Annotated in this window: 24 protein-coding genes and 1 tRNA gene; 11 read left to right on the forward strand and 14 right to left on the reverse strand. The window is 67.9% G+C overall.

Translation table 11 applies throughout. The features are described from left to right. Nucleotides 1–105: 105 nt before the first annotated feature. The 4 genes from E4P24_RS09475 to E4P24_RS09490 form a co-directional block, all read right to left on the reverse strand. Entirely contained in the window at nt 106–696 is a 591-nt protein-coding gene (locus E4P24_RS09475; RefSeq protein WP_004063031.1) for a hypothetical protein, read from the reverse strand. A gap of 3 nt (nt 697–699) precedes the next feature. Beyond that, nucleotides 700–1062, reverse strand: a complete 363-nt coding sequence (locus E4P24_RS09480; protein WP_004041739.1) for a DNA-binding protein — start codon at nt 1060–1062, stop codon at nt 700–702. A gap of 105 nt (nt 1063–1167) precedes the next feature. After that, entirely contained in the window at nt 1168–1623 is a 456-nt protein-coding gene (locus E4P24_RS09485; RefSeq protein ID WP_004041740.1) for a 30S ribosomal protein S19e, read from the reverse strand. Nucleotides 1624–1737: 114 nt separating this feature from the next. After that, nucleotides 1738–2766, reverse strand: coding sequence for a lysylphosphatidylglycerol synthase transmembrane domain-containing protein (locus E4P24_RS09490; RefSeq protein ID WP_115803272.1), 1029 nt, complete (start codon nt 2764–2766; stop codon nt 1738–1740). Nucleotides 2767–2917: 151 nt separating this feature from the next. Here E4P24_RS09490 and thiL point away from each other — a divergent pair, with 151 nt between their 5' ends. Then, nucleotides 2918–3811: a thiamine-phosphate kinase gene (thiL, locus tag E4P24_RS09495; RefSeq protein ID WP_006601101.1), complete on the forward strand. Its 894-nt coding sequence runs from the start codon at nt 2918–2920 to the stop codon at nt 3809–3811. A gap of 38 nt (nt 3812–3849) precedes the next feature. Here thiL and E4P24_RS09500 read toward each other — a convergent pair whose 3' ends face one another. The 4 genes from E4P24_RS09500 to E4P24_RS09515 form a co-directional block, all read right to left on the reverse strand. Beyond that, nucleotides 3850–4989 carry a site-2 protease family protein gene (locus E4P24_RS09500; RefSeq protein WP_006601102.1) on the reverse strand — a complete coding sequence of 380 codons (1140 nt, stop codon included), beginning with the start codon at nt 4987–4989 and terminating at the stop codon, nt 3850–3852. 466 nt (nt 4990–5455) lie between these two features. Then, nucleotides 5456–5701 (reverse strand): hypothetical protein, encoded by a 246-nt coding sequence (locus tag E4P24_RS09505; RefSeq protein WP_008574797.1) that lies wholly within the window; start codon nt 5699–5701, stop codon nt 5456–5458. A gap of 306 nt (nt 5702–6007) precedes the next feature. Then, a complete protein-coding gene (locus E4P24_RS09510) occupies nt 6008–6793 on the reverse strand; it encodes a molybdopterin synthase (protein WP_188148413.1) in 786 nt (261 codons plus the stop codon). A gap of 24 nt (nt 6794–6817) precedes the next feature. Beyond that, nucleotides 6818–7162 (reverse strand): hypothetical protein, encoded by a 345-nt coding sequence (locus E4P24_RS09515; RefSeq protein WP_115861222.1) that lies wholly within the window; start codon nt 7160–7162, stop codon nt 6818–6820. A 93-nt stretch (nt 7163–7255) separates the two neighbouring features. Here E4P24_RS09515 and pyrH point away from each other — a divergent pair, with 93 nt between their 5' ends. Together pyrH and lysS are read left to right on the forward strand one after the other, a co-directional pair. Further along, nucleotides 7256–7969: a UMP kinase gene (pyrH, locus tag E4P24_RS09520; protein WP_004041748.1), complete on the forward strand. Its 714-nt coding sequence runs from the start codon at nt 7256–7258 to the stop codon at nt 7967–7969. Nucleotide 7970: 1 nt separating this feature from the next. After that, a complete protein-coding gene (gene lysS, locus E4P24_RS09525) occupies nt 7971–9638 on the forward strand; it encodes a lysine--tRNA ligase (RefSeq protein WP_188148414.1) in 1668 nt (555 codons plus the stop codon). Nucleotides 9639–9689: 51 nt separating this feature from the next. On the opposite strand, the gene E4P24_RS09530 is transcribed toward lysS, so the two are convergent. Beyond that, the gene (locus E4P24_RS09530; RefSeq protein WP_008574805.1) at nt 9690–10229 is read right to left on the reverse strand and encodes a hypothetical protein; all 540 of its coding nucleotides are present in this window, start codon (nt 10227–10229) and stop codon (nt 9690–9692) included. Between the two features lie 130 nt (nt 10230–10359). Between E4P24_RS09530 and E4P24_RS09535 the strand changes: the two genes are divergently transcribed. The 3 genes from E4P24_RS09535 to E4P24_RS09545 all read left to right on the forward strand — a co-directional run bounded on the left by E4P24_RS09535 (nt 10360) and on the right by E4P24_RS09545 (nt 14446). Next, the gene (locus E4P24_RS09535) at nt 10360–10845 is read left to right on the forward strand and encodes a hypothetical protein (RefSeq protein WP_115803269.1); all 486 of its coding nucleotides are present in this window, start codon (nt 10360–10362) and stop codon (nt 10843–10845) included. A 148-nt stretch (nt 10846–10993) separates the two neighbouring features. After that, nucleotides 10994–12778, forward strand: coding sequence for a site-2 protease family protein (locus tag E4P24_RS09540; protein ID WP_006601107.1), 1785 nt, complete (start codon nt 10994–10996; stop codon nt 12776–12778). A gap of 117 nt (nt 12779–12895) precedes the next feature. Beyond that, entirely contained in the window at nt 12896–14446 is a 1551-nt protein-coding gene (locus tag E4P24_RS09545) for a heme-binding protein (protein ID WP_188148415.1), read from the forward strand. Nucleotides 14447–14627: 181 nt separating this feature from the next. On the opposite strand, the gene E4P24_RS09550 is transcribed toward E4P24_RS09545, so the two are convergent. From E4P24_RS09550 to E4P24_RS09560, 3 genes are all read right to left on the reverse strand, one after another. After that, nucleotides 14628–14876 carry a hypothetical protein gene (locus tag E4P24_RS09550; protein ID WP_115803335.1) on the reverse strand — a complete coding sequence of 83 codons (249 nt, stop codon included), beginning with the start codon at nt 14874–14876 and terminating at the stop codon, nt 14628–14630. Nucleotides 14877–15157: 281 nt separating this feature from the next. Continuing rightward, nucleotides 15158–15328 (reverse strand): hypothetical protein, encoded by a 171-nt coding sequence (locus E4P24_RS09555; protein WP_004041755.1) that lies wholly within the window; start codon nt 15326–15328, stop codon nt 15158–15160. Beyond that, on the reverse strand, nt 15328–16401 hold the full coding sequence (locus E4P24_RS09560) for an aldo/keto reductase (RefSeq protein WP_163489256.1): 1074 nt from the start codon (nt 16399–16401) through the stop codon (nt 15328–15330). Before E4P24_RS09560 ends, E4P24_RS09555 begins: the two co-directional genes overlap by 1 nt. Nucleotides 16402–16590: 189 nt before the next feature. On the opposite strand from E4P24_RS09560, the gene E4P24_RS09565 reads away from it, so the two are divergent. The 3 genes from E4P24_RS09565 to E4P24_RS09575 all read left to right on the forward strand — a co-directional run bounded on the left by E4P24_RS09565 (nt 16591) and on the right by E4P24_RS09575 (nt 18149). Further along, nucleotides 16591–17508, forward strand: coding sequence for an acyltransferase (locus E4P24_RS09565; RefSeq protein WP_115803266.1), 918 nt, complete (start codon nt 16591–16593; stop codon nt 17506–17508). 114 nt (nt 17509–17622) lie between these two features. Beyond that, nucleotides 17623–17919: a hypothetical protein gene (locus tag E4P24_RS09570; protein WP_004063015.1), complete on the forward strand. Its 297-nt coding sequence runs from the start codon at nt 17623–17625 to the stop codon at nt 17917–17919. A gap of 50 nt (nt 17920–17969) precedes the next feature. Next, nucleotides 17970–18149 (forward strand): hypothetical protein, encoded by a 180-nt coding sequence (locus E4P24_RS09575; protein WP_004041759.1) that lies wholly within the window; start codon nt 17970–17972, stop codon nt 18147–18149. Nucleotides 18150–18342: 193 nt separating this feature from the next. Here E4P24_RS09575 and E4P24_RS09580 read toward each other — a convergent pair. Continuing rightward, a tRNA-Gly gene (locus E4P24_RS09580) sits at nt 18343–18413 on the reverse strand. 275 nt (nt 18414–18688) lie between these two features. On the opposite strand from E4P24_RS09580, the gene E4P24_RS09585 reads away from it, so the two are divergent. After that, a complete protein-coding gene (locus tag E4P24_RS09585) occupies nt 18689–19519 on the forward strand; it encodes an NAD+ synthase (RefSeq protein ID WP_004063014.1) in 831 nt (276 codons plus the stop codon). Between the two features lie 49 nt (nt 19520–19568). Here the strand turns inward: E4P24_RS09585 and E4P24_RS09590 are convergent, their stop codons facing one another. Then, nucleotides 19569–20264 (reverse strand): enoyl-CoA hydratase/isomerase family protein, encoded by a 696-nt coding sequence (locus tag E4P24_RS09590; RefSeq protein ID WP_188148416.1) that lies wholly within the window; start codon nt 20262–20264, stop codon nt 19569–19571. Nucleotides 20265–20324: 60 nt separating this feature from the next. Here E4P24_RS09590 and E4P24_RS09595 point away from each other — a divergent pair, with 60 nt between their 5' ends. After that, nucleotides 20325–21002 carry a hypothetical protein gene (locus tag E4P24_RS09595; protein WP_004063012.1) on the forward strand — a complete coding sequence of 226 codons (678 nt, stop codon included), beginning with the start codon at nt 20325–20327 and terminating at the stop codon, nt 21000–21002. Nucleotides 21003–21006: the final 4 nt, after the last annotated feature.

The raw sequence follows: 21006 nt of genomic DNA on the forward strand, positions 1-21006 counted from the left end.
CCTCACCCGGCGCGCGGCGGCGTGAAAAACGACGCGGTACGAATCGGGGGCGCGCCGGGGGAGCGGGTGTCCGGGCCGGGACGGCGTCAGAACGCGGGGCCGCCCTCAGCGCCGGCCGTGGACGTAGCTCTGGACGTGGTCCGGGAACACCTCGTCGACCGCCGCCTGCCCGTGTTCGGCGGCGATGAGGTGGCGGAGTTCGCCCTCGTAGTCGGCCTTCGGAATCTCCTCGGACGGGCCGGTCTCCACGTCGAGATGCGACTCGACGAGGCGGTCGACCGCGCCGCGGCCGAACCCCGAAAGCGGCGAGAGGTAGTCGACGCCGTGGCGGTCTTCGAGGCTCTGGGCCTGCGCCCGCGAAATCGAGGGGACGCGGTCGTCGCGGCGGGTGCCGTCGGCGACGGCGTCGAAGTCGAGGCCGCAGACCGCTTCGAGCGCGTGTTCGTGGACGTGTTGGATGCCGCCTCGGGGGTAGCCGTCTTCGACCATCCGGGCGGTCGCCGCCGCCGCGACCTCGCGGTCGAGCTCCAGCGTCTCGAAGGCGTAGCCGAGTTCGGCCGCCGCGTCGCGGGCGTGAGTCCAGTCTTCCGTGACCCCGAAGTGGGCGGTCACGAGCGTCACGTCGTAGAAGGTGTCGAGAAGCAGCGCGGCGAGCGAGGAGTCCTTGCCGCCGCTGTAGAGGAGCGCGAGTTCCACGTCTTACCGGCGGCGGATGTTGAAGCTCTTCGACTCGGGCTGCAGCTCCTTCAGGAGCGCCTTCATCTTGTCGTCGTCGATGCGGCCCTGAATGCGCCCGCTCTGGGCGAGGGCGACGATTTGGCGTTCGACCTGCTCCGCGAAGTCCGGCTTGGACATCTGCACGGCGTTGAGGCGCTGGCGGGCCTCGTCGGTCAGATGCTGTTTGAGAAGCGCCTGTTTCTGCTGTTCGGCGCGCTGTTGGGCCTCCTCGGCCTGCTGTTGCTCCGCGGAGCCCTGTCCGCCGCCGCCCCGCTGTTCTTGGAGTTCCTGCATCTTCTTCTTTCGAAGCTCCTCCAGTCGCTCATCGTCGGGACTGCCACTCATACCCTAGCGCACGGTCCGATGTCTGAAAACCATTACGGACCCGCATACAGACGGCTCTCGGGGAATCCGCCGTCGAAGAAGAACTCTCGGTGTGTGTCGGCGGCTCTACGCGTAGCGTTCGAGTTCCGGACGGTCGAGGTCGGAGAGCACGTCGGACGCGGCGTTGTCGAGGAAGCTCGTCCCCTCGGCGGTGATGCGGCGACCCTCGCCCTTGGCGGTCTCGACGAGGCCCTCCTCTTCGAGCTGCTGGAGGAGCGTGCGGATGATGTTCTTGCTGCCGGCGTCGCTGTGCGCACCGGAGACGCTGTATCGGTTGGAGCCGCGCTTGAGGCCGCCGTACTCGGTCGAGAGACGGTCGACGCCGACGGGGCCGTTCATGGCGACCTTGCGGAGCAGGCTCGCGCCGCGGACGTACCAGAAGTCGTCCTGCTGGGGCGGCAGCTCGCGGGTCTGGCCGCTCTTCGCGAAGGCCATCCAGTCGGGTTGCTCGATACGGTCCTCGAGTCGTCCGGCGACCTCCTCGATGAGGGCGTCCGCCGGGACGTCATAGATGGTTACCATGGCTATTGGTTCATAATCGCGGCGTTTAAAGGCATCGTATTCGCCCGATACGGGCGGTTGGAGGCTCCTGCGCCCCGCCCGGCGTGCGCCGGGGTGACAGCCCGTATCGCGCCGTCAGGACCGCCACCCGCGCGCGCTCTCCGTGCTCATCACGAGGCCGCCGAGGACGACGGGCACCCAGTAGATGAACCCGCGGAAGACGACGACGCCCGCGGTCGCCACGTCGAACGAGACGGCGGAGCTCGCGGCCGCGACGAGGATGGCGAGCGTCCACTCGATGCCGCCCGCGCCGCCGGGCAGCGGCGTCACGCCGGCTATCGCACCGATGGGGACGACGAACAGCGCGATGGAGAAGGCGATGGGCGCGCCGATGGCGTGGAACGCAACCCAGAGCGCGACCATCTGGCAGAACCATCCGATTCCCGACAGACCGAGTGCGACCGCCAGCCCCCGCGGGTTCCGGCCGACGCGCTCGATGGAGCGGAAAAAGCCGTTGATGCGGCGCTCGATGCCGTCGTTCGACGGCACCGACACCCGCGGGACGTACCGCGAGACGGTTCGGATGACCGGCGTCAGCGCGCCGATGAGCCGGCGTTCGAGGTCGTAGCGGCGTTTCCACGCGGTGTAGACGGCCGCCGGGACGCCGACCGCGAGGCCGACGACGGCGACGAGCGCGATTTCGAGGTTGCGGCCGAGCGTCACCTCCGTGGCGTAGTAGCCCGCGCCGATGAGCGCGATGGTAATCGAGGGGACGAAGTTGATGGTGTCGACGCTGGCGATGGCCGCCAGCCCGGTCTCGTACTCGGTGTCGGCGCTCCGGGAGATGAGCAGCGCGGTCACGGGCTCGCCGCCCGCCTGCCCGAACGGGGTGATGTTGTTCGAGAACGTCGCGCCCGTGAAGATGAGAAACGAGCGGACGAGCGAGACGTCCACGCCGAGCACGCCGAGGACGGTCTTCAGCGACGCCCCCCACGAGACGAGCCACACGAGCGTGATGGCGAGGATGGCGGCCAGGTAGGTCGGCTCGGCCATCGTCACCCGGGCGACGAGTTCGTCCACGCCCGCGAAGTAGAACAGGACGGCGAAGACGGCGATTGCCGCTGCGAAACCGAGCACCGTCGCGCGGAGGTTCTCGCGGGCCATTTGCTGGGGATGCGTCTACGACGGGCATTAAGTCACCGGATTCGACGGCCGAGAAACAGGTCTCGCGTCGCCGCCGTCGGGGACTCGCGGCCCGCGCCGCCGCTCGCTGGCGGATAGATGGACATTTCCGCTCCGCCCGACACGTCCGGATATGGACGAGCGCGCCGCCCTCAGACTGCTCGCCGCGGACCTGCCGGACGCCGGCGACGACGCCGCCGTCGTCGACGACCTCGTCGTCACGACCGATATGCTCCACGAGACGACGGACTTCCCCGCGGGGACGACCCGCTACACCGCCGGCTGGCGGGCCGTCGGCGCGTCGCTGTCGGACGTGGCCGCGATGGGCGCGAGCGCCACCTGCGCCGTCGCCGCCTACGCCGCCGTCGAACTCGACGAGACTGAACTCGGGGATTTCGTCCGGGGCGCGCGGGACGTCTGCGAGGCGGTCGACGCGTCGTACGTCGGCGGCGACCTCGACACCCATCGGGAGTTCACGACGGCGACGACGGCCATCGGCCGCACCGACGACCCGGTTCGCCGCTCGGGCGCGGAGCCGGGCGACCTGCTCTGCGTCACGGGCGAACTCGGCCGGTCGGCCGCCGCCGTCCGCCTGTTCGAGGCGGGCGAGACCGTCCGCGCGAACGACCTGTTCCGGTTCACGCCCCGCGTCGCCGCCGGCGTCGGCCTCCGCGGGTCGGCCACGTCGATGATGGACTCCAGCGACGGCCTCGCCCGCTCGGCCCACCAGCTCGCGGAGGCCGGCGACTGCGGCTTCGAACTCGACTTCGACGCGCTCCCCGTCCACGACGCGGTCGAGGAGGTCGCGGCCGACGCCGACGACAGACGCGACCTCGCGGCGTTCTTCGGCGAGGACTTCGAACTCGTCTTTACGCTCCCCCAAGCCGCGCTCGACGCCGCCCGCGACGCGACCGACGTGCCGCTCACGGTGGTCGGAAAAGCCGTCGAAGAATCCGCAGACGCGGCCGTCGTCGCCGACGGCGAGGCCGTACCGGACCGCGGTTACACCCACGGCGGCGGTGAGTAGAATCCTGTTTTCGCGGCGGTGTCGAGTCCGCCCGCGCCTCACCCCGGAATGACCTGAATCGGCACGAGGAGGAAACACGCCGCGCCGAGGGCGAACGTAACGAGGCCCACGGCCATCCGCGCAGGGCCGAGCGGCGTCTCGTCTATCGGCTTCGCCGGGCCGTTGTAGGCGATGAACGTCGACATCAGCCCCCAGAAGAACCACAGGCCGACGGACTGGTTGAGACCGAGCCCCCGGATGTAGTGGAGATACCCCGCGATACTGAACAGGACGAGCGGGACGGCCGCCGCGAGCGATTCTTGGCGCTCCCCGAGCATCGCCCGGACCATGTGGCCGCCGTCGAGTTGGCCGACCGGGAGCAGATTGAGGACGGTGAAGAACATCCCGACCCAGCCGCCGATGACGACGGGGTGGACGACGGTCCGGGGGTCGGCGTACTCTGTCGGGCGACCGAGCACGGTCGCGATGGCGTCGAGGAGCGGCGGATTGTTGAAGACGATGGTGTCGGCCGACCCGGCGAGGACCCGACTCGGGACGGTCATCGGTTCGAGCGAGAGGCCGATGACGGTGACGACGACAGTCGCACAGAGCCCGGCGAGCGGGCCGGCGACGCCGATGTCGAACAGCGTCTTCCGGTCGGGCATCTGCCCGCGCATGCGGATGATAGCGCCGAGCGTTCCGAACGGGAAGATAAACGGGATGAGGTAGGGCAGCGAGACGTTGACGCCGTGGTATCGCCCGACCGCGTAGTGGCCGAGTTCGTGGACCGACAGGACGCCGAGGACGGCGGCGGTGAAGGGCCACGCCCGAAGCATCACGAGCGGGTTCGCGACGATGTCCGACAGGGGGATGTAGTACCACGCGTGCGCGCCGACGAACAGCGTCGAGAGAATCGTCAGCGCGAACAGCGTGATGTTCTTCCACGGGATTTCCTCGACGCCTTGCGAGGCCGGTTCGACGATGACCACGTCGGTCTCTCCGAGCCCGGACACCTGCGCTTCCACGTCGTAGCCGGCTCCCCGGAACGCCGACCAGATTTCGCGGACGAGCATCTGCTCGGGGACGAGCGACTCGCCGTAGTAGATACGTCGGCGACCGTCTGACCGCACCTCGTGAACGTCGAAGACGGCGCGAAGTGCCTCCACCGGCGGTCCGTCCGCCGATTCGGACTGTTCCATCGGCGTGCAGTAGGCGGGCGACGTGCATAAATCCCGTGACGGAGACCTGACCCGACCGGGCGACGACGGCGCGAGAGGGCTGTCGCTCCGGCCGTGTGGTGTGCGTCGAAGCGGAACGCGAAAGTGAAAATGCGGGGTTGGTTCGCGGGTCGGGTTGGTTCGCGGGTCGGGTTGGTTCGCGGGTCGGGCGGTCGTCGACGGGTGCGTGCGGGGGGAGGGCGTTCCGGGGTCGCGTCGTGAGTTCGGGTCGCTGCGCCCTGGGGAGGGGCGTCAATTCGCCGGGGTCACGAATCGCGAGGGCTGTTGAGTCGCGTCTCGGTTCGGTTTCCGAGCGCGCTTGGCGGGGCTGTCACGGGGCCATTAGGGGCTATCAGTGGCTGTCGCGGGGTCGGGTTCTTTCGTCCGGGGACCGGGCGGTGCGCGCCGTCCTGGCGCTGGCGTCGGTCGGGGCGGGCAGTGCGTGCTCTCAGGCGGTCTCGACGCGCCACGTGGTCGCGCTCGTGTACGACCACTTCTCGATGGTCAGGTCCGTCGCGGAGTCGCGGAGCTTGACCATCAGGGCGCCGATTTCCTTGGGAGACAGGCCGACGTCGTCGGCGATGAATTTGCTCTTGAAGTACATCTCGCCGTCTTTCGCACGGTCGAGCAGGTACTGCTTGAGGCGGTCTTCCTTGGAGCTATCGTCGGTGGAGGGGGGTACTGTTGCGCTCATCTGGTACACCTCACTTCCACCTATCGCCCCATTACCTGTTATAAAGGAAGGTCCGTTAGAATTAGTTCGGCCGCTTTCAGCCTGAATCGTTGCAAACGGTACATTTTAGGAATCTTTGAAATCGGCTTAGATTTTTTAGAACCGGTTCTAAGAGATTCTTTCAGAGAATATCGTCAGACTTCATATGGGTAAATACTCCCGTTTTTCGCCCGTCTGACGCCGCATTTTGCGGCAACAACACCCGCAATATCGCTCGATTTTCGCCCCGTCGGGACTATCCGCATCTCCTGAGTTATCCGCGCCGTCTCAGCGGTCGTGGACCCAGAACTCCTCGTCGGTGGTCGTCTCCTTCTTGAAAATCGGCACCTCGTCTTTCAGGCGGTCGATGCCGTCTTCGACCGTCCGGAACGCCTCTCGGCGGTGCCCCGCGAGGACGACGACGAACACGATGTCCGCGCCGTCTTCGACGACGCCCACCCGGTGGTGCATGAGGACGCGGAGGACGCCGTCGCGCGCCTCCAGTTCCTCGGAAATCGCGTCCATCTTCGACTCCGCGACGCCGTCGTACTTCTCGAATTCGAGGCTCAGCGTCGGGTCGTCGTCTTCGGACTCCTTCGCGCGCACCCGCCCGGTGAACGTCGCAATCGCGCCGGCGTACACTTCCAGCGGGTCGGCCTTCGCGCGCTCGACCAGCGTTTCGAGCGTGACGTGCGGCTCGTGAGAGTCGATTTCGGCGGCGAGAGACGCCACGTCCGCGGCGTCGGCCGTTTCGGCCTCCGCGACGACGTTCGCCGCGTCGGCACCCGCGAGCGCGACCGTCGGGACGCGCGCGTCGGGGAACCCCGAGAAGAGCGCGTAGTCGTACTCGGCCGAGAGGTCGTCGAGGAGTCCATCGAGGTCGCGGTCGTCGCCGGACCCGACCCAGTTACCGTCCGGCGAGAGCCCGTAAGCTGCGGCGACGCCGTCTGTCGACTCCGGTTCGGTCGCGCTCTCGGGGAGCGATTCCACGGTGGCGACGCGGCCGTCCAACTGCGCGGCGAGTCGGTCGCAGAGCGTTGTCGCGCCCGCGCCGACGATTCCGAGGACGTGCATACCCGAAGGACGGCCCGCGCCGGTTTAAGATTGCTCCGTGCCGGCCTCGTCGGCCTCGGGCGTCGGCTCCGATTCCCGCGCCTCGGCGCGCGGGCGGGTCCGGTAGAGGTGGACGGCGACGGCCGCGCCGACGAGTCCGAGGAGCGTCGCCAGCCACGGGGCCGCCGCGCCGACGGGCGTGTCGGCCGTCGCGGGCAGCGTGTCGAACTGCCAGAGCGCCCAGCCGACCGAAAAACAGGCCGCCAGCGCCCAGTTGAAGACGGTTCGGCGGTCGACCTCGTCACGGCGGTGGCGGACGAGCATCGCGCCGAGCGCGAGCACCCAGCCGACGACGACGAGCGTAACCGTCTCCACGGTGACGAGTCGCATACCGGTAGTCGCCGCGAGAGTGGTTTAAAGCCCCCGACACGGGCGTCTCGCAGTTGATAACCCTTAAGATGCGGTCACGGATACCCGTGTGCAATGAGAGTCGTCATCTCCATCGGCGGAAGCGTGCTCGCGCCGGACCTCGACGCTCGACGCGTGGAGGGTCACGCCTCCGTCGTCGAAACGCTCGCGCGGGACGGGTGCGAAATCGGTGCGGTCGTCGGCGGCGGCGGCGTCGCCCGCGACTACATCGGCGCTGCCCGTGACCTCGGCGCGAACGAGGTCCAACTCGACCAAATCGGCATCGACGTGACCAGAATCAACGCCCGCCTGCTCATCGCGGCGCTCGGCTCGCAGGTCGACCCCAAGGTCGCCCACGACTACGAGGACGCCGGCGACGCCATCCGGCGCGGCGACATCTCGGTGATGGGCGGCGTCATGCCCGGCCAGACCACCGACGCCGTCGCGGCCGCGCTCGCAGAATACGTCGACGCCGACCTGCTCGTCTACGCGACCAGCGTCGACGGCGTCTTCAGCGCCGACCCGAACAGCGACCCCGACGCGACGAAGTTCGAGGAGATGACCGCCGCGGAACTCGTCGACGTCATCGGCGACATCGAGATGAACGCCGGGTCGTCCGCCCCGGTCGACCTCCTCGCCGCGAAGCTCATCGAGCGCGCGAAGATGCGCACCATCGTCCTCGACGGCACGGACCCCGACCGCATCACGCCCGCCGTCCTCCGCGGCGAGCACACGGGCACCGACATCATCCCCGAGGGCGGCGACGAACCCACCTACTGGGCTCCCTGAGATGACGACCGACGACCCCTCCCGCGGCGACGCCCCCGCCGCGGACGCGACCGACGGCGGTGCCGACGCCACCCACCACGGCTTCTGGGCCGACGAGGTCGCCGACGAAATCGAGGCCCGCGACCCCGACGAACCGGTCGTCGTCAAGGGCGGCGTCTCCCCCTCGGGCGTGGCTCACCTCGGCAACTTCAACGAGATTATGCGCGGCTACTTCGTCGCCGAGGTGCTCCGCGAGCGCGGCCACGAGGTCCGGCAGGTGTTCACCAGCGACGACAAAGACCCCCTCCGGAAGCTCCCGCGAAAGCTCGCGGACGCCGACGGCAACATCGTCGGGCTCGGCGAGGTCGACGCCGGCGCGCTCGGCCGCAACCTCGGCAAGCCGTACACGTCGATTCCGGACCCGTTCGGTGAGGCCGAGTCGTACGCGGCGCACTTCGCGGCGCTCCTGAAGGCCGACGCCGACCGCCTCGGCGTCCCGGTGGAGATGATTTCCAACACCGAACTGTACGAGAGCGGCGACTTCGACCCCGTGGTCGAACACGTCCTCGACCACGCCGACACCGCCCGCGAGGTGCTGGGCGAGTACCAGTCGAAGGTCGACGAGGACTACGTTCCCTTCAACCCCGTCTGCGCCGAGTGCGGTAAAATCACGGAGACGGTCACGGACATCGACCTCGACGCGGGAACCGTCGACTACGTCTGTACCGACATGACCGTCGGCGACAACACCATCGACGGCTGCGGCCACGAGGGGACCGCGACGTTCCGCGAGGGCAAACTGCCGTGGCGCTTCGAGTGGCCCGGCCAGTGGCAGGTCCTCGGCGTCGACTTCGAGCCGTTCGGCAAGGACCACGCCGAGGGCTCGTGGCCCTCCGGCAAGGACATCGCCGAGAACGTCCTCGGAATCGAGCCGCCGGTGCCGATGGTGTACGAGTGGTTCACGCTCAACGGCGAGGCGCTGTCGTCGTCCGCCGGCAACATCGTCACCGTCGCGGAGATGCTCGACCTGCTCGAACCCGAGGTGCTCCGGTACTTCTTCGCGCTCAACCCGCGGAAGGCCCGCGACCTCGACCTCACGCGACTCGACCAGCTCGTGGACGACTTCGACCGCTTCGAGCGCGCCTACTTCGGCGAGGTCGACGACGAGAGCCTGACCCGCTTCGCCGAGCGCGCCTACCCGTTCGTCGTCGACGAGGTCCGCGAGGACCGGATTCGACTCCCGTACACGTTCGCGGCCGTCCTCGGCATGACCGACGACGAGGACCTCCGCGTCAAGATGGCCCGCAACGAGGGCTTCTTCGACGAGGACACTCCCGACGAGGTGGTCGAGGAGGCGCTCGACCGGGTCGAACGCGCCCGCCGCTGGGCCGAGAAGATGGACAACCAGTACAACTACCGCTTGCAGGTCGACCTCCCCGAATTCGACTTCGAGCCCGCGGTCGAGGCCGCGCTTGACGACCTCGCGGAGTTTGTCGCCGAGGGCCACGACGGCGAGGCGATTCAGGGCGAAATCTACGAGACTGCGCGCCGCCACGACATCGAGATGGGCGACTTCTTCGCCGCCGGCTACCGGCTGTTCTTCGACGCCGAACAGGGGCCGCGACTCGGCGAGTTCCTCGGCGAGCTAGAGCGCGACTTCGTCGTCACGCGACTCCGCCGCGAGGACTGACTCCTCGCTCTCGCCCTCAATTTCGCTTCCCTCGCGTTCGCACGGAGTCCGTCAGTTCTCCTCGATGGCGTCTATCACGACCGCGCCGACGACGGCGAGTCGCGGGTCGATACGCTCGCGGTCCACGTCGACGGTGTACTTGTCCCGGAGCGAGAACTGCCCGTCTACCGCGCCGACTTCCTCGCCGGCCGCGTCCTCGATGCGGTACGAGAAGGGAATGAGCGTCGTGACGAGCCGTCTGGCGACCGCCATCGGAACGCTGTCCTCGACGATTCGCCCCGCGACCGAGCCGTCGGGGCCGAGCAGTTGGTAGGTGTGTTTGGCGAACGAGAACGCGCCGCGTTTGACCGCGCCGACGCGCTCGTCGGTCCGGCTGTCGACGATGTCGTAGGCCGCCGACACGTCGAGGACGCTGTCGGCCTTGACGCGGAAGCGCTCCTCGCCGGTGTCGTGGTCGTTCAGCCGGAAGTCCTCTTTCAGTTTGAACTTCTTTTGCTTCGCCGAGAGGACGGGGTCGTCGCCCTCGTAGACGACGTACTTGTTGCTGATGGACACCTTCTGTCGGACCTCGTAGCGGGAACTGTCGAACACGGTTTCCGTTCGTCGCCGGGGTGGCTAAAACCCTTCTGGGGGACGACTTATGTCCCCGACGCGCGTACGGTGAGACGGGCTCGTTCCCCGCGAACGACGCCTACCGCGGCCTCGCCGTATCACAGTTCACATGTCTCTCATCGACTTCATCCGGTCCGTGGAGGAATCGCAAGACGAATTCGACGTCGAACTGGAGGAGTTCGACGCCGACTCGGAACAGGAAGCCGTCGACGACGACACCTCGGGCGGCCGCTCGTGGGGTCGGCTGCTCCTCGTCGCGTTGCTCCTCGTGGGCGTCGCCTACGCCGTCTCGCGGCTTCGCTCGTCGTCCGGCGACTCCTTTACCGACATCGCGCTCGCCGACGACCCCGCCGAGGGCGACTCGGCGGCCGACGAGGAGACCGGCGCAGGCGACGACGCGACCGACGACGAGGACGCCACGGTCACCGTCGAACACGACCCCGAGGCGGAAACGGACGACGCCGCGGCCGACGACGAGGCGGCCGAGGCGGACGAGACGGGCGACGCGAGCGACGAGGAGACCGACGCGGACGACGACGGCGCGGTCGAAGTCGAAATCGAGTCGCCCGGCGACGACGGCGACGACGAGGAGTAACGCGACGCGCTCGTTGCGGGTTGGGTTCGGTTGCGGTCGTCATTCGCGGCCGCCAACGCCCGCCCTCGGTCTCGAAGGCGGGACCGTGACCCGAACGGTGGGACCGTAACCCGAACGCCTTTTGGCGCGCGCCGCTTCCCTTCGGGCGATGAACACGCTGCTTTGGGTTCTCGCCGGCTTCATCGCCTACTCTCTCCTCGCGGCGCTGTTGCGTGCTCGCGGTATCCTCCCCGAGTACGTCCGCGTCCAGGGTCCCCTCACGACGGTCCACACCCGTCGCGGCCGCGAACTCCTCGACAGAATCGCCGCCCCCAAGCGGTTCTGGCGGGCGTGGAGCAACGTCGGCCTCGGTATCGCCCTCGTCATCATGGTCGGGACGTTCGTCCTCCTCGTCTTTCAGGCGGTCGTCATCCTCCAGAATCCGCCCGCCCCGACGCAGGTGAACCAGCCGCAGAACTTCCTCGTCATCCCCGGCGTCAACGACTTCCTCCCGCTTTCGGTCGCGCCCGAAATCCTCTTCGGCCTCCTCGTCGGTCTCGTCGTCCACGAGGGCGGCCACGGCGTCCTCAGCCGCGTCGAGGGCATCGACGTGGAGTCGATGGGCGTCGTCCTCCTGACGATACTCCCCGTGGGGGCGTTCGTCGAACCCTCCGAGGAGAGCCAGCGCCGCGCCGACCGCGGCGGCAAGTCGCGGATGTTCGCCGCCGGCGTGACGAACAACTTCGCCGTCACGCTCGTCGCGTTCGCCCTGCTTTTCGGCCCGGTCATCGGCTCTATCTCGGTCGCGCCGGGCGTCGCCGTCTCCGGCGCGTACGCCGGTTCGCCGGCCGACGCCGCGGGTATCTCGGGCGGCGACCGCGTGACCGCCGTCGAGGGCACGCCGGTCAACACGACGCGGGAACTCGACGCCGCGCTCCTCGCGACCGACGCGGGGACGGTGTCGGTCGAACTCGACGGCGAGCGGACCGTCTCGGTCACGCGCGAACTCGTCGTCGCCGGCTCCGTCGCCGGCAACCCCGCGAACCTGACCGTCGAGTCCGGCTCCGACCCGATTCGCGTGACCGCGGTCAACGGGACCGCCGTCTCGACGCGCGCCGACTTCGAGTCGGCCGTCGGCGACTCGCGGTTCGCCCGCCTCGACACCTCCGCCGGCGAGCGCACCATCCCGGTCGGCGCATACATCACGAACGTCGCCGAGAACGGCCCGCTGTACAACGCCACGGGGACGACCCAACCCCTCATTGTCTCGTCGTTCAACGGCGAGCGCATCACCTCGTCGACGGAGTTGCAGGCGGCGCTCGACCGGACGGACCCCGACCAGACCGTCGCCGTCGAACTGTACCGAAACGGCGGCTTCGAGACGGTTCAGGTCACGCTCGGCGTGAACGAGCAGGACGGCAACGGCTTCCTCGGCGTCAACATCTTCCAAGGGACGAGCGGCCTGCTCCTGACGGACTTCGGCACGCAGGAGTACCCCGCGGGGACGTACCTCTCGCTTCTCGGCGGTGACGGCGGCGACGGCGGCCTCGCGACCGCTTTCGAAGGCTCGCCCCTCCAACTCGTCTACGTGTCGCTGCTCTTGCCCCTCGCGTCGGTCGTCCTCGGGATTCCGAACTTCCCCGGCTTCACCGGGCAGGTCGTCAACTTCTATCAGGTCGGCGGCCCGCTCGGCTTCCTCGGCGGCGGCGTCTTCATCGTCGCCAACGTCCTGTTCTGGACGGCGTGGATTAACCTCCAACTGGGGCTTTTCAACTGCATCCCCGGCTACCCGCTCGACGGCGGTCGCATCCTGCGGACCTCGGCCGAGGCCGTCGTCTCGCGGCTCCCGGTCGACGACCCCCACACCGTCGTCCGCACCATCACGACCTCCATCGGCCTCACGATGCTCGCGTCGCTCGTGCTCATGATATTCGGGCCGACGCTCCTCGGCTGACCGGCCTGTCGGTCGCCCCGGTCGTCTCGGTCGACGCCGTCCCGCTTTCCTTCGACGGTTCTCGAACCGCGAAAACGACTCGCAACTTCAATACCGGATGACTCCCTAGGCCACGGTATGGTAGAGGCCCCACAGACCGACGAGGGCTGGTTCGCGCTGCACGACTTCCGAACCGTCGACTGGGACGCGTGGCGTGACGCGCCCGAACACGAGCGCCGCCGCGCAATCGAGGAGGGCGTCGCGTACCTCGACGCCCACGAGGCGGTCGAGGACGCCGAGGCGGGCGCGTCCGCCGTCTTCTCCGTCCTCGGCCACAAGGCGGACTTCGTGGTCGTCCACTTCCGACCGACGCTGGACGACGTCTCCCGCGCCGAACGGCAGTTCGAGCGGACCGCGCTCGCGGCCTTCACCGAACAGCCGACCTCCTACGTCTCCGTCACCGAGGTGTCCGGCTACGTCTCGGACGACTACTTCGAGGGTAACGAGGAGGACATCGACGCCGGCCTGCTGCGCTACATCGAGGGCAAACTCAAGCCCGACATCCCCGAGGACACCTACATGTCCTTCTACCCGATGTCGAAGCGCCGCGGCGAGGAGCACAACTGGTACGACCTCTCGTTCGACGAGCGCCGCGACCTGATGTCCACCCACGGCGACACCGGTCGGAAGTACGCCGGGAAAATCAAGCAGGTCATCGCCTCCTCGGTCGGCTTCGACGACTACGAATGGGGCGTCACCCTGTTCGGTGACGACCCGACCGACATCAAGGACATCGTCTACGAGATGCGCTTCGACGAGGTGTCCTCGAAGTACGGCGAGTTCGGCCAGTTCTACGTCGGCCGGCGCTTCCCGCCGTCGGACCTCGGCGCGTTCCTCGCGGGCGACGGCGTCCCGACGAGCGAGTTCGGCGACGAGTCCCACCACGGCGCGCACGCGCACGGTGAGGGCGGACACCACGGCGGTGACGGCCACCATCATGGCGAGGGCGGTCATCACCACGGCGGAGGTGGCGACGGTCACCATCACGGCGAAGGCGACGACGGCGGCCACCACCACGGTGACGACGGGGGTGACGAGACCGGAGACGAGGACATTCGCGGTCAGCTCGAAGACCTGAACATCTACGCCGGCAAGCCCCACGGCGAGGACGTGTACGCGACGGTCCTCTACTCCGAGGCCGACGCCGACGAGCTGTTCGAGGAGGTCGAAGGCCTCCGCGGCAACTTCGACCACTACCCGACGCACGTCAAGACGGCCGTCTACGAGGCCAACGAGCGCGGCCGGGTCGCCATCGTCTCCATCTGGGAGACGGCGTCGGCCGCCGAGACCGCCGCGGGCTTCCTCTCGGAGCTTCCCGGCATCGTCGAGCGCGCCGGCGAGGAGTCCGGCTTCGGCACGATGGGGATGTTCTACACCGTCAAGTCCGAACACCGCGGCGACTTCGTCGAGAAGTTCGGCACCGTCGGCGGCCTCCTCGAAGAGATGGACGGCCACTTCGACACGGACCTGATGGTCAACGTCGAGGACGAAGACGACATGTTCATCGCCAGCCAGTGGCGCTCGCAGGACGACGCCATGGAGTTCTTCCGCTCCGACGCGTTCCGCGACACGGTCCAGTGGGGCCGCGACGTGCTGGCGGACCGGCCGCGACACGTGTTCTTAGCGTAACTTCGCGACCATCGAGAGCGGGGTGAGGAACCCCCATGCGGGGGTGACGAACCGTTTTGGTCCAGCTTTTGCCAGCGAGCGGAGCGAGCGCAGGAAACGGTGGCGTGTGCGTGCTCGCGGACCGGCCGCGACCGTGTTCCTCGCCTGACGCGGGAACGCCGAAAATCAGACTGCGGCTTCTCTACGCGAGCGCGGCGCGAACGTCTCGAAGCTTCGGGCGCACTTTGTCGGTGCCGACGCTGTACGCGAAGTACAGCGCCACCGCGCCCATTACGACCGCCCACGCGGCGATTTCGACGTTGCCCTGTTCGAAGGTGACGAAGGCGAACCGCTCGATGTACGCGCCGGCGAGGGAAAGCCCCGCGCTGCCGAGGCCGAAGACGAGGAGTTCGAGGAGGTCCGGGAGCACGTCGACGAGTGAACTACGCATGGTCGTCCCGAACTCGGTCGAGCGTTGTGTCTTTTTTGGTCTCGCAGCGGCTTCAGGTCCGTCCGAAAGTCGGTCCACTCGTCTATCCCACACCACGGTGATAACTCCAAGAGGGGCGAATTTCGGGTGACGGCGCGGACATCGCGGGAACGAACCGAACCGACTCGTTCGAGGACTATCGGTCGAGCGTGTTGCTTGAAACACAAAAACCGCGTCGGAACGAGACGGCTTCGTTGCCGCTGCCGTCGTCGTTTCGGGTCCGTTTTTCCGGCGGTCGCGCCTCAGCGTCCGTCGCGGACGTATTTCGCGGCCCCGACGACGCCGGTGAGGAGGGTCAGCGCAATCCACTTGCCGGCGTCGTCGCCGCGCTTCTTGGCGTCGAGGCTGACCAGCCACGCGAGCGCGACGTGGGCGACCGCGGTGACGCCGAGGAGGGTTTTCAGGCGGCCCATCAGGCTTCGTTGCGCGCGCCTTTCGCGACGCGCTTGTCGAGGCCGGCCGCGCGGATGTCCTCGCCGTCGACCGACGAGCGGAGCGCGTCCATGCCGTCGAAGCGGTCGATGCCGAAGTTGTCCGCGTACAGTTCCTCGACGCGGCTCATCTCCTCGTCGGTGAGTTTCGGCACGTCGGAGGCCTTCGCCCACTCGTCGATGTCGGCTTTCGTGCGGAACGTCGGCGTGACGGCCGCGGTCTCGTCGTAGCCGAGGAGATAGGCGATGGACGCCTGCGCCATCGTCCGCTCGCCGTCGCGTTCGAGGAAGCGGAGTTGTTCGAGCTTCTCCCAGCCCGTCTCGTACCACTCGTCGGGGCGGAAGCCGCGGTGGTCGCCGGAGCCGAGTTCGGTCTCGGGGCGGACCTGCTCGTTCAGGAGGCCCGAGGAGTGCGGCACGCGGGCGATGAGACTCGTCGAGGAGCCGGTCTCGCGGATGGTGTCGAGGAAGTGGTTACCCACGTCCTGCTCGAAGGCGTTCCAGACGATTTGGAGCGCGTCAAACTCCTCTTCGATGGCCATGTCGCCTTCGGCCAGCCAGCCGATGGAGGGGCCGAGCGCCCAGCCGGTGGCCTCGATGAGACCTTCCTCTTTCAGTTCGTCGAGGGCTTCGAGCACGTCGGGCGTGACCTCGTCGACGTTCGCGTTGTGGAGTTGCAGGAGGTCGACGTACTCCATGTCGAGGCGTTCGAGGCTCTTTTCGGTCGCCTCGCGGACCCACTCGCCGGTGATTTCCTTGGGGAGTTCGCCGTGGCCGGCCTGCGGGTTGTTGTAGAAGTCGTAGCCGATTTTGGTGGCGACGGTGACCTCGTCGCGGTAGTCGGAAAGCGCCTCGCCGACGACCTCCTCGGAGTGGCCGTGGCCGTACACGTCACCCGTGTCGAAGAAGTCGATGCCCTGCTCGATGGCGTGGTGGAGCATCTCGATGGAGTCTTCGTCCGAGCGGTCGCCCCACCAGTCGGTCCCGACGACCCACGCACCGAAGCCGACCTCGCTGACTTCGATTCCGGAGGTGCCGAGTTCGCGGTAGTGCATGGCCGGCCCTACGAATTGGGGCGACTTATTCCGTGTGTTTTGTTCCCGTACGCTGGGAATCCCGCCGCGGGCGGGCGCTCGGATTTCCGTTCACCAACGGTCGAAACCAGCCAGTATTGCCCGGAGGAAGCCTGACGCGCGGTTCGCACAACCGAATCCATTTGAATCTCGACGGCTTACGACGGTGCAATGACGAAGGTCCACGTTTCGCTTCCGGAGGACGCCGAAGAAGGCTTACAGGCGTTCATCGACGAGGTCGACGGTCGGCTCGCCTCGGACGAAGACACCTGTACGGTCGTTCGGGACACCCTCATCGACCTGTTCGGCGACCGCGAGGCGTGGGAGCGCTGGCAGAACGGCAAGCCCGTCTCGCCCGCGACGCGGGTTCGACTGCAAGGGTACGACCCCTGTAACGCGACGCTCGAAGCCGAGTACTACGCCGAGAAAGACGAGGCGAAGTTCAAGCGCTCGAAGCACCTCCAGTGGCTCTGGCGGCAGTTCGACGCGACGCCGATGGCCGACAACGTCGCCTTCGCCCTCCGGTTCCGACAGATGCTCGCGGACCACCTGTTCGCGGAGGCCGGCGACAACCTCCGCATCTTCAAGGGCGTCACGTTCTCCTACGGTCACAACATCTCCGTCGGTGACAACACGGTCATCCACGACGACGTCCACCTCGACGACCGCGGGAAACTCACTATCGGCGACCGCGTCTCCATCTCCGACAGCGCCCACATATACAGCCACTCGCACGACACCGTCGACCAGACCGAGGTCAGAAACTACCACACGACCATCGGCGACGACGCGCGCGTCACCTACGACGCGATGGTGAACGCCGGGGTCTCGGTCGGTGAGAACGCCATCGTCGGCGCGCGGTCGGTCGTCCAGGGCGACGTGCCCGCCCACCACATCGCGGTCGGCTCGCCCGCCAAGAGCGTGAAAGTAAAGCCCGGCTTCGAAGAGGTCGCTGAACCGCTCGACGCCGGGGGCGAGCGCCGCGCCGACGAGCGCGAGATTCCCTACGAACTCCCAGACGACATCGAGGTATTCGACGAATTCGACCGCGACCTCGACGGCCCGGTGGACTCCCACCGGCGCGAGTAACTCGTTTCGACGCGAACCCGCCGCGTCGACATCGCCCGCGACCACCGCCGAGAGCGTCAGCAGACCCGTTCGACCGAAGAACCGATATAGCATGCTAACGTAAGTCAATGTGTGATGGACTCCTGGGGTTGGATCGTCGTCTACGCCCTCGGGTTGACCCTGCTCCAGCTTCTGGTCTATCGATACCTCGTCAACGGTGGGGAGCCGACGGTAGGCGAGGGGTCCGGCCGGGACTCCGCCCGAACGGACCGCTACACCCACCCCGAAATCGCGGCGTCGCTCGACGACGGCTCGCAGGCCGGCGTACAGACGACGCCGACGGGCGAGCGCATCTGCCCGAACTGCGGGGCCGAAAACGAGGCCGACACCACCTTCGACCTCTGCTGGAACTGCACCCGACGGCTCCGCTGACGACTCGTAGCCGAGTCCGTTTTATCAGCCCTCGCCTAACTACGCGTATCATGGCCGACGACGACGAACTCCACGGCGAAATCGACGCGCTCGCCCGCGACATCGAGCGGGCGATTCTCGAATTCGACTCGGCCCTCGAACGCCACGCGATGATTCGACAGACCGCCCGCGAGCCGGTGTTCCGCTCGGAGTCACCGGAGTTCGACGACGTGCAGAACCTGTTTTTCTGAGTCGGCGGCGCGGGTTACGATTCGAAGACGAGAGTTTGTACGCCGACCGGGAGTCCCGCGAGTGCGCCGACCGGGAATTGAACCTCACTCGCAACGCTCTGCGTTGCTCGCTGCTTCAATTCCCTCGGGCCGCATCTCTTCACTCCACGGGACTCGGAGCCTCGCGGCTCCTCGTCCGGTTCCGTTCAGAAGATGCGCCGACCGGGAATTGAACCCGGGCTCCGAGCTTGGGAAGCTCGTGTCCTACCACTGGACCATCGGCGCGCTACGCTTCGCTTGCGCCCCTGACTCGACCTCGCTCTGCTCGGTCGACCATCGGCGCTCACATTCGTTCGCCCCGCGCGTTGTCTCACTTCGCTCGACAACACATCGGCGCGCTACGCTTCGCTTCGAACCGCCTTCCGAAGCAAAAATTCGTAGACTTCGGGGGCACTTGAACGTAGCGCTTCACCCCATCGCGCCCCCGAAAAAACTGGACACCCGTCCATTGTTTTCGCGTGACACGTGGCTATTTGGGCTCCCGGTTCCAAGCGAGGCCCATGACATCCGTCGACGTTCTCTCGGAGGACGCCCCGTTCGACCTCCTGTTGTCCGACGAGGAACTCGAAGCGCACCGCGAGCACATCACGACCTTCATCGAAGACACCGTCGAGGCCGCCGGTGCCGACGGGGCCGTCATCGGGCTGTCCGGTGGTATCGACTCGACGCTCACCGCCTTCCTCGCCGTCGAGGCGCTCGGAAAGGAGAGCCTCCACGGGCTCGTCATGCCGAGCGTGGCGAACGACGAGGACATGATGAGCGACGCCGAGGGCGTCGCCGAGATGCTGGGCATCGAGTACGACGTGGTCGAAATCCAGCCCATCGCCGAGACGTTCTTCGACACGTTCCCCGAGGCGGCCGACGACCGCATGGCCGCCGGAAACGTCTACGTCCGCACGCGAGCGGTGCTCAACTACTTCGTCGCCAACCACGAGAACCGCATCGTGCTCGGAACGGGTAACCGCGCCGAGGCGATGACCGGTTACTTCACGAAGTACGGCGACCAGGCGGTCGACTGCAACCCCATCGGGAACCTCTACAAACAGCAGGTCCGCCAGCTGGCCGCCCACGTCGGCGTGCCGGAAGACCTCGTGTTGCAGACCCCGTCGGCCGAGATGTGGTCCGGCCAGACCGACGAGGGCGAACTCGGCCTCACGTACGACGCGCTCGACGCGATTCTCGCGCTCCACGTGGACGGCCCGCTTTCGAAGTCCGCGACGACTCGTCACCTCGACGTAACCGAAGAACAGGTCGACCGCGTGGTCGGCCTCGTCGAGGGGAGCGCCCACAAGCGGTCGATGCCGCCCGCGCCGTCGGCGCTGGACGTGTAGGTCACCGCGGCTCTGCCGACCCGCCGGCCCGCCGACCCGCCCGCGGAATTCACTTTTCGCGCGACGCCGCGATGTCGTCGACGTTCGCCCGATGCAACTCCGCGAAGCCGGCGGCTTCCCGTTCCAAGCGTCCGTCCCGGTTGCCGCGGTCGCGCAGTCGCTCCTTGACGATTCGGAGCGACCGGTGGTCGTTGTCGGCCATCGAGGCCGCGACCTCGCACGGGTCGTCGACGATTCGAGAGACGAGACCCATCCGGAGGGCTTCGTCGGCGTCGACGACGCGGCCCGAAAGCGAGAATTCGAGGGCGTGGCCCTCGCCGACGACGCGCGGGAGCCGAACCGTCCCGCCCCACGCGCCGAACAGGCCGAGTCGGACGCCCGGTTCACCGAGGGTCGCACGCGGAGTGGCCACCCGCACGTCGCAGGCGAGCGCGAGTTCGACGCCGCCGCCGCGGGCCGCCCCGTCGATGCCGGCGACGACGACCGATTCGGCCGATTCGACGGCGTCGGCGACGCGTTGGCCGTGTTTTGCGAACGCCTCGGGGTCGTCGAGGTCGGTGACGCTGTCGAGGTCCGCGCCGGCGCAGAACGCCGGGCCGCTCCCCCGGAGGAGAACGACCGGTGCGTCGGCACCCGTGACCGCGGCTTCGAGGGCGTCGAGGTCGGTCGGTCTGAGCGCGTTCCGTCGCGCCGGGCGGTCGATGGTCACGACCCGGAGGTCGCCGTCGTCCGTCGTCCGTATCATACGCCCGTTGTGCCGTGGTTTTCCAAAGGTCTTTGCCCTCCCAACCGTAAGTCTCGGCCGATGGACGACGCCGTGCGAGCCCGCGAGGCCGCGCGAGAGGCCCTCTCCGATATCGAGCCCGAGGCCCTCCGCGCGGCGCTGGACGAACGCCTCGACGCCGCCTCCTTGACGCCGGCAGTGCTCACGTTCGTGAGCGCGCGGGCCGTCGAACCGAAGGTCGACCTGAACGGGCTGGCCTCCCGCGCGGCCGGAGTGCAACTCATCTACGAGGGCCTCCGGCTCACCCGGTCGCTCGCCCACGACGAGCCGTGGTCGCAGCTCGATTCCCCCGAAGCGGACACCGACGCCGACCTCGATATCCTCGCGGCGGACGTGCTCGTCTCGCGCGGCTTCTACCTCCTCGCCCGGACCGAGGCCGCCGACCACGCCGTCGAGACGGTCCGCGCCTTCGGCCGCGACCAGACTCGCCGCCGCTCGGCCGCCGAGTCGGAGCGCCCGGACCTCGACGGCGAACTCGAAGTGAACATCTGCACGCTCGCCGTCGTCGCCGGTACCACGGCCGTCGGCTCGGCCCCCCCGACCGCGCTCGTGGAGTACGCCGCGGGACTGGCCGACACCCACGACGGCGACTTCCCCCCGGCCGACGAGACCGTCTCCGAGGGGACCGTCGAGCGCATCGCGGCGCTCTACCGAGGCGGCGGTGGCGACGACGCGGTCACCTCCGCCGCGGACCGCTAATCGG

The sequence above is a fragment of the Haloferax sp. AS1 genome (assembly GCF_014530665.1).
Classification (GTDB): Archaea; Halobacteriota; Halobacteria; order Halobacteriales; family Haloferacaceae; genus Haloferax; species Haloferax volcanii.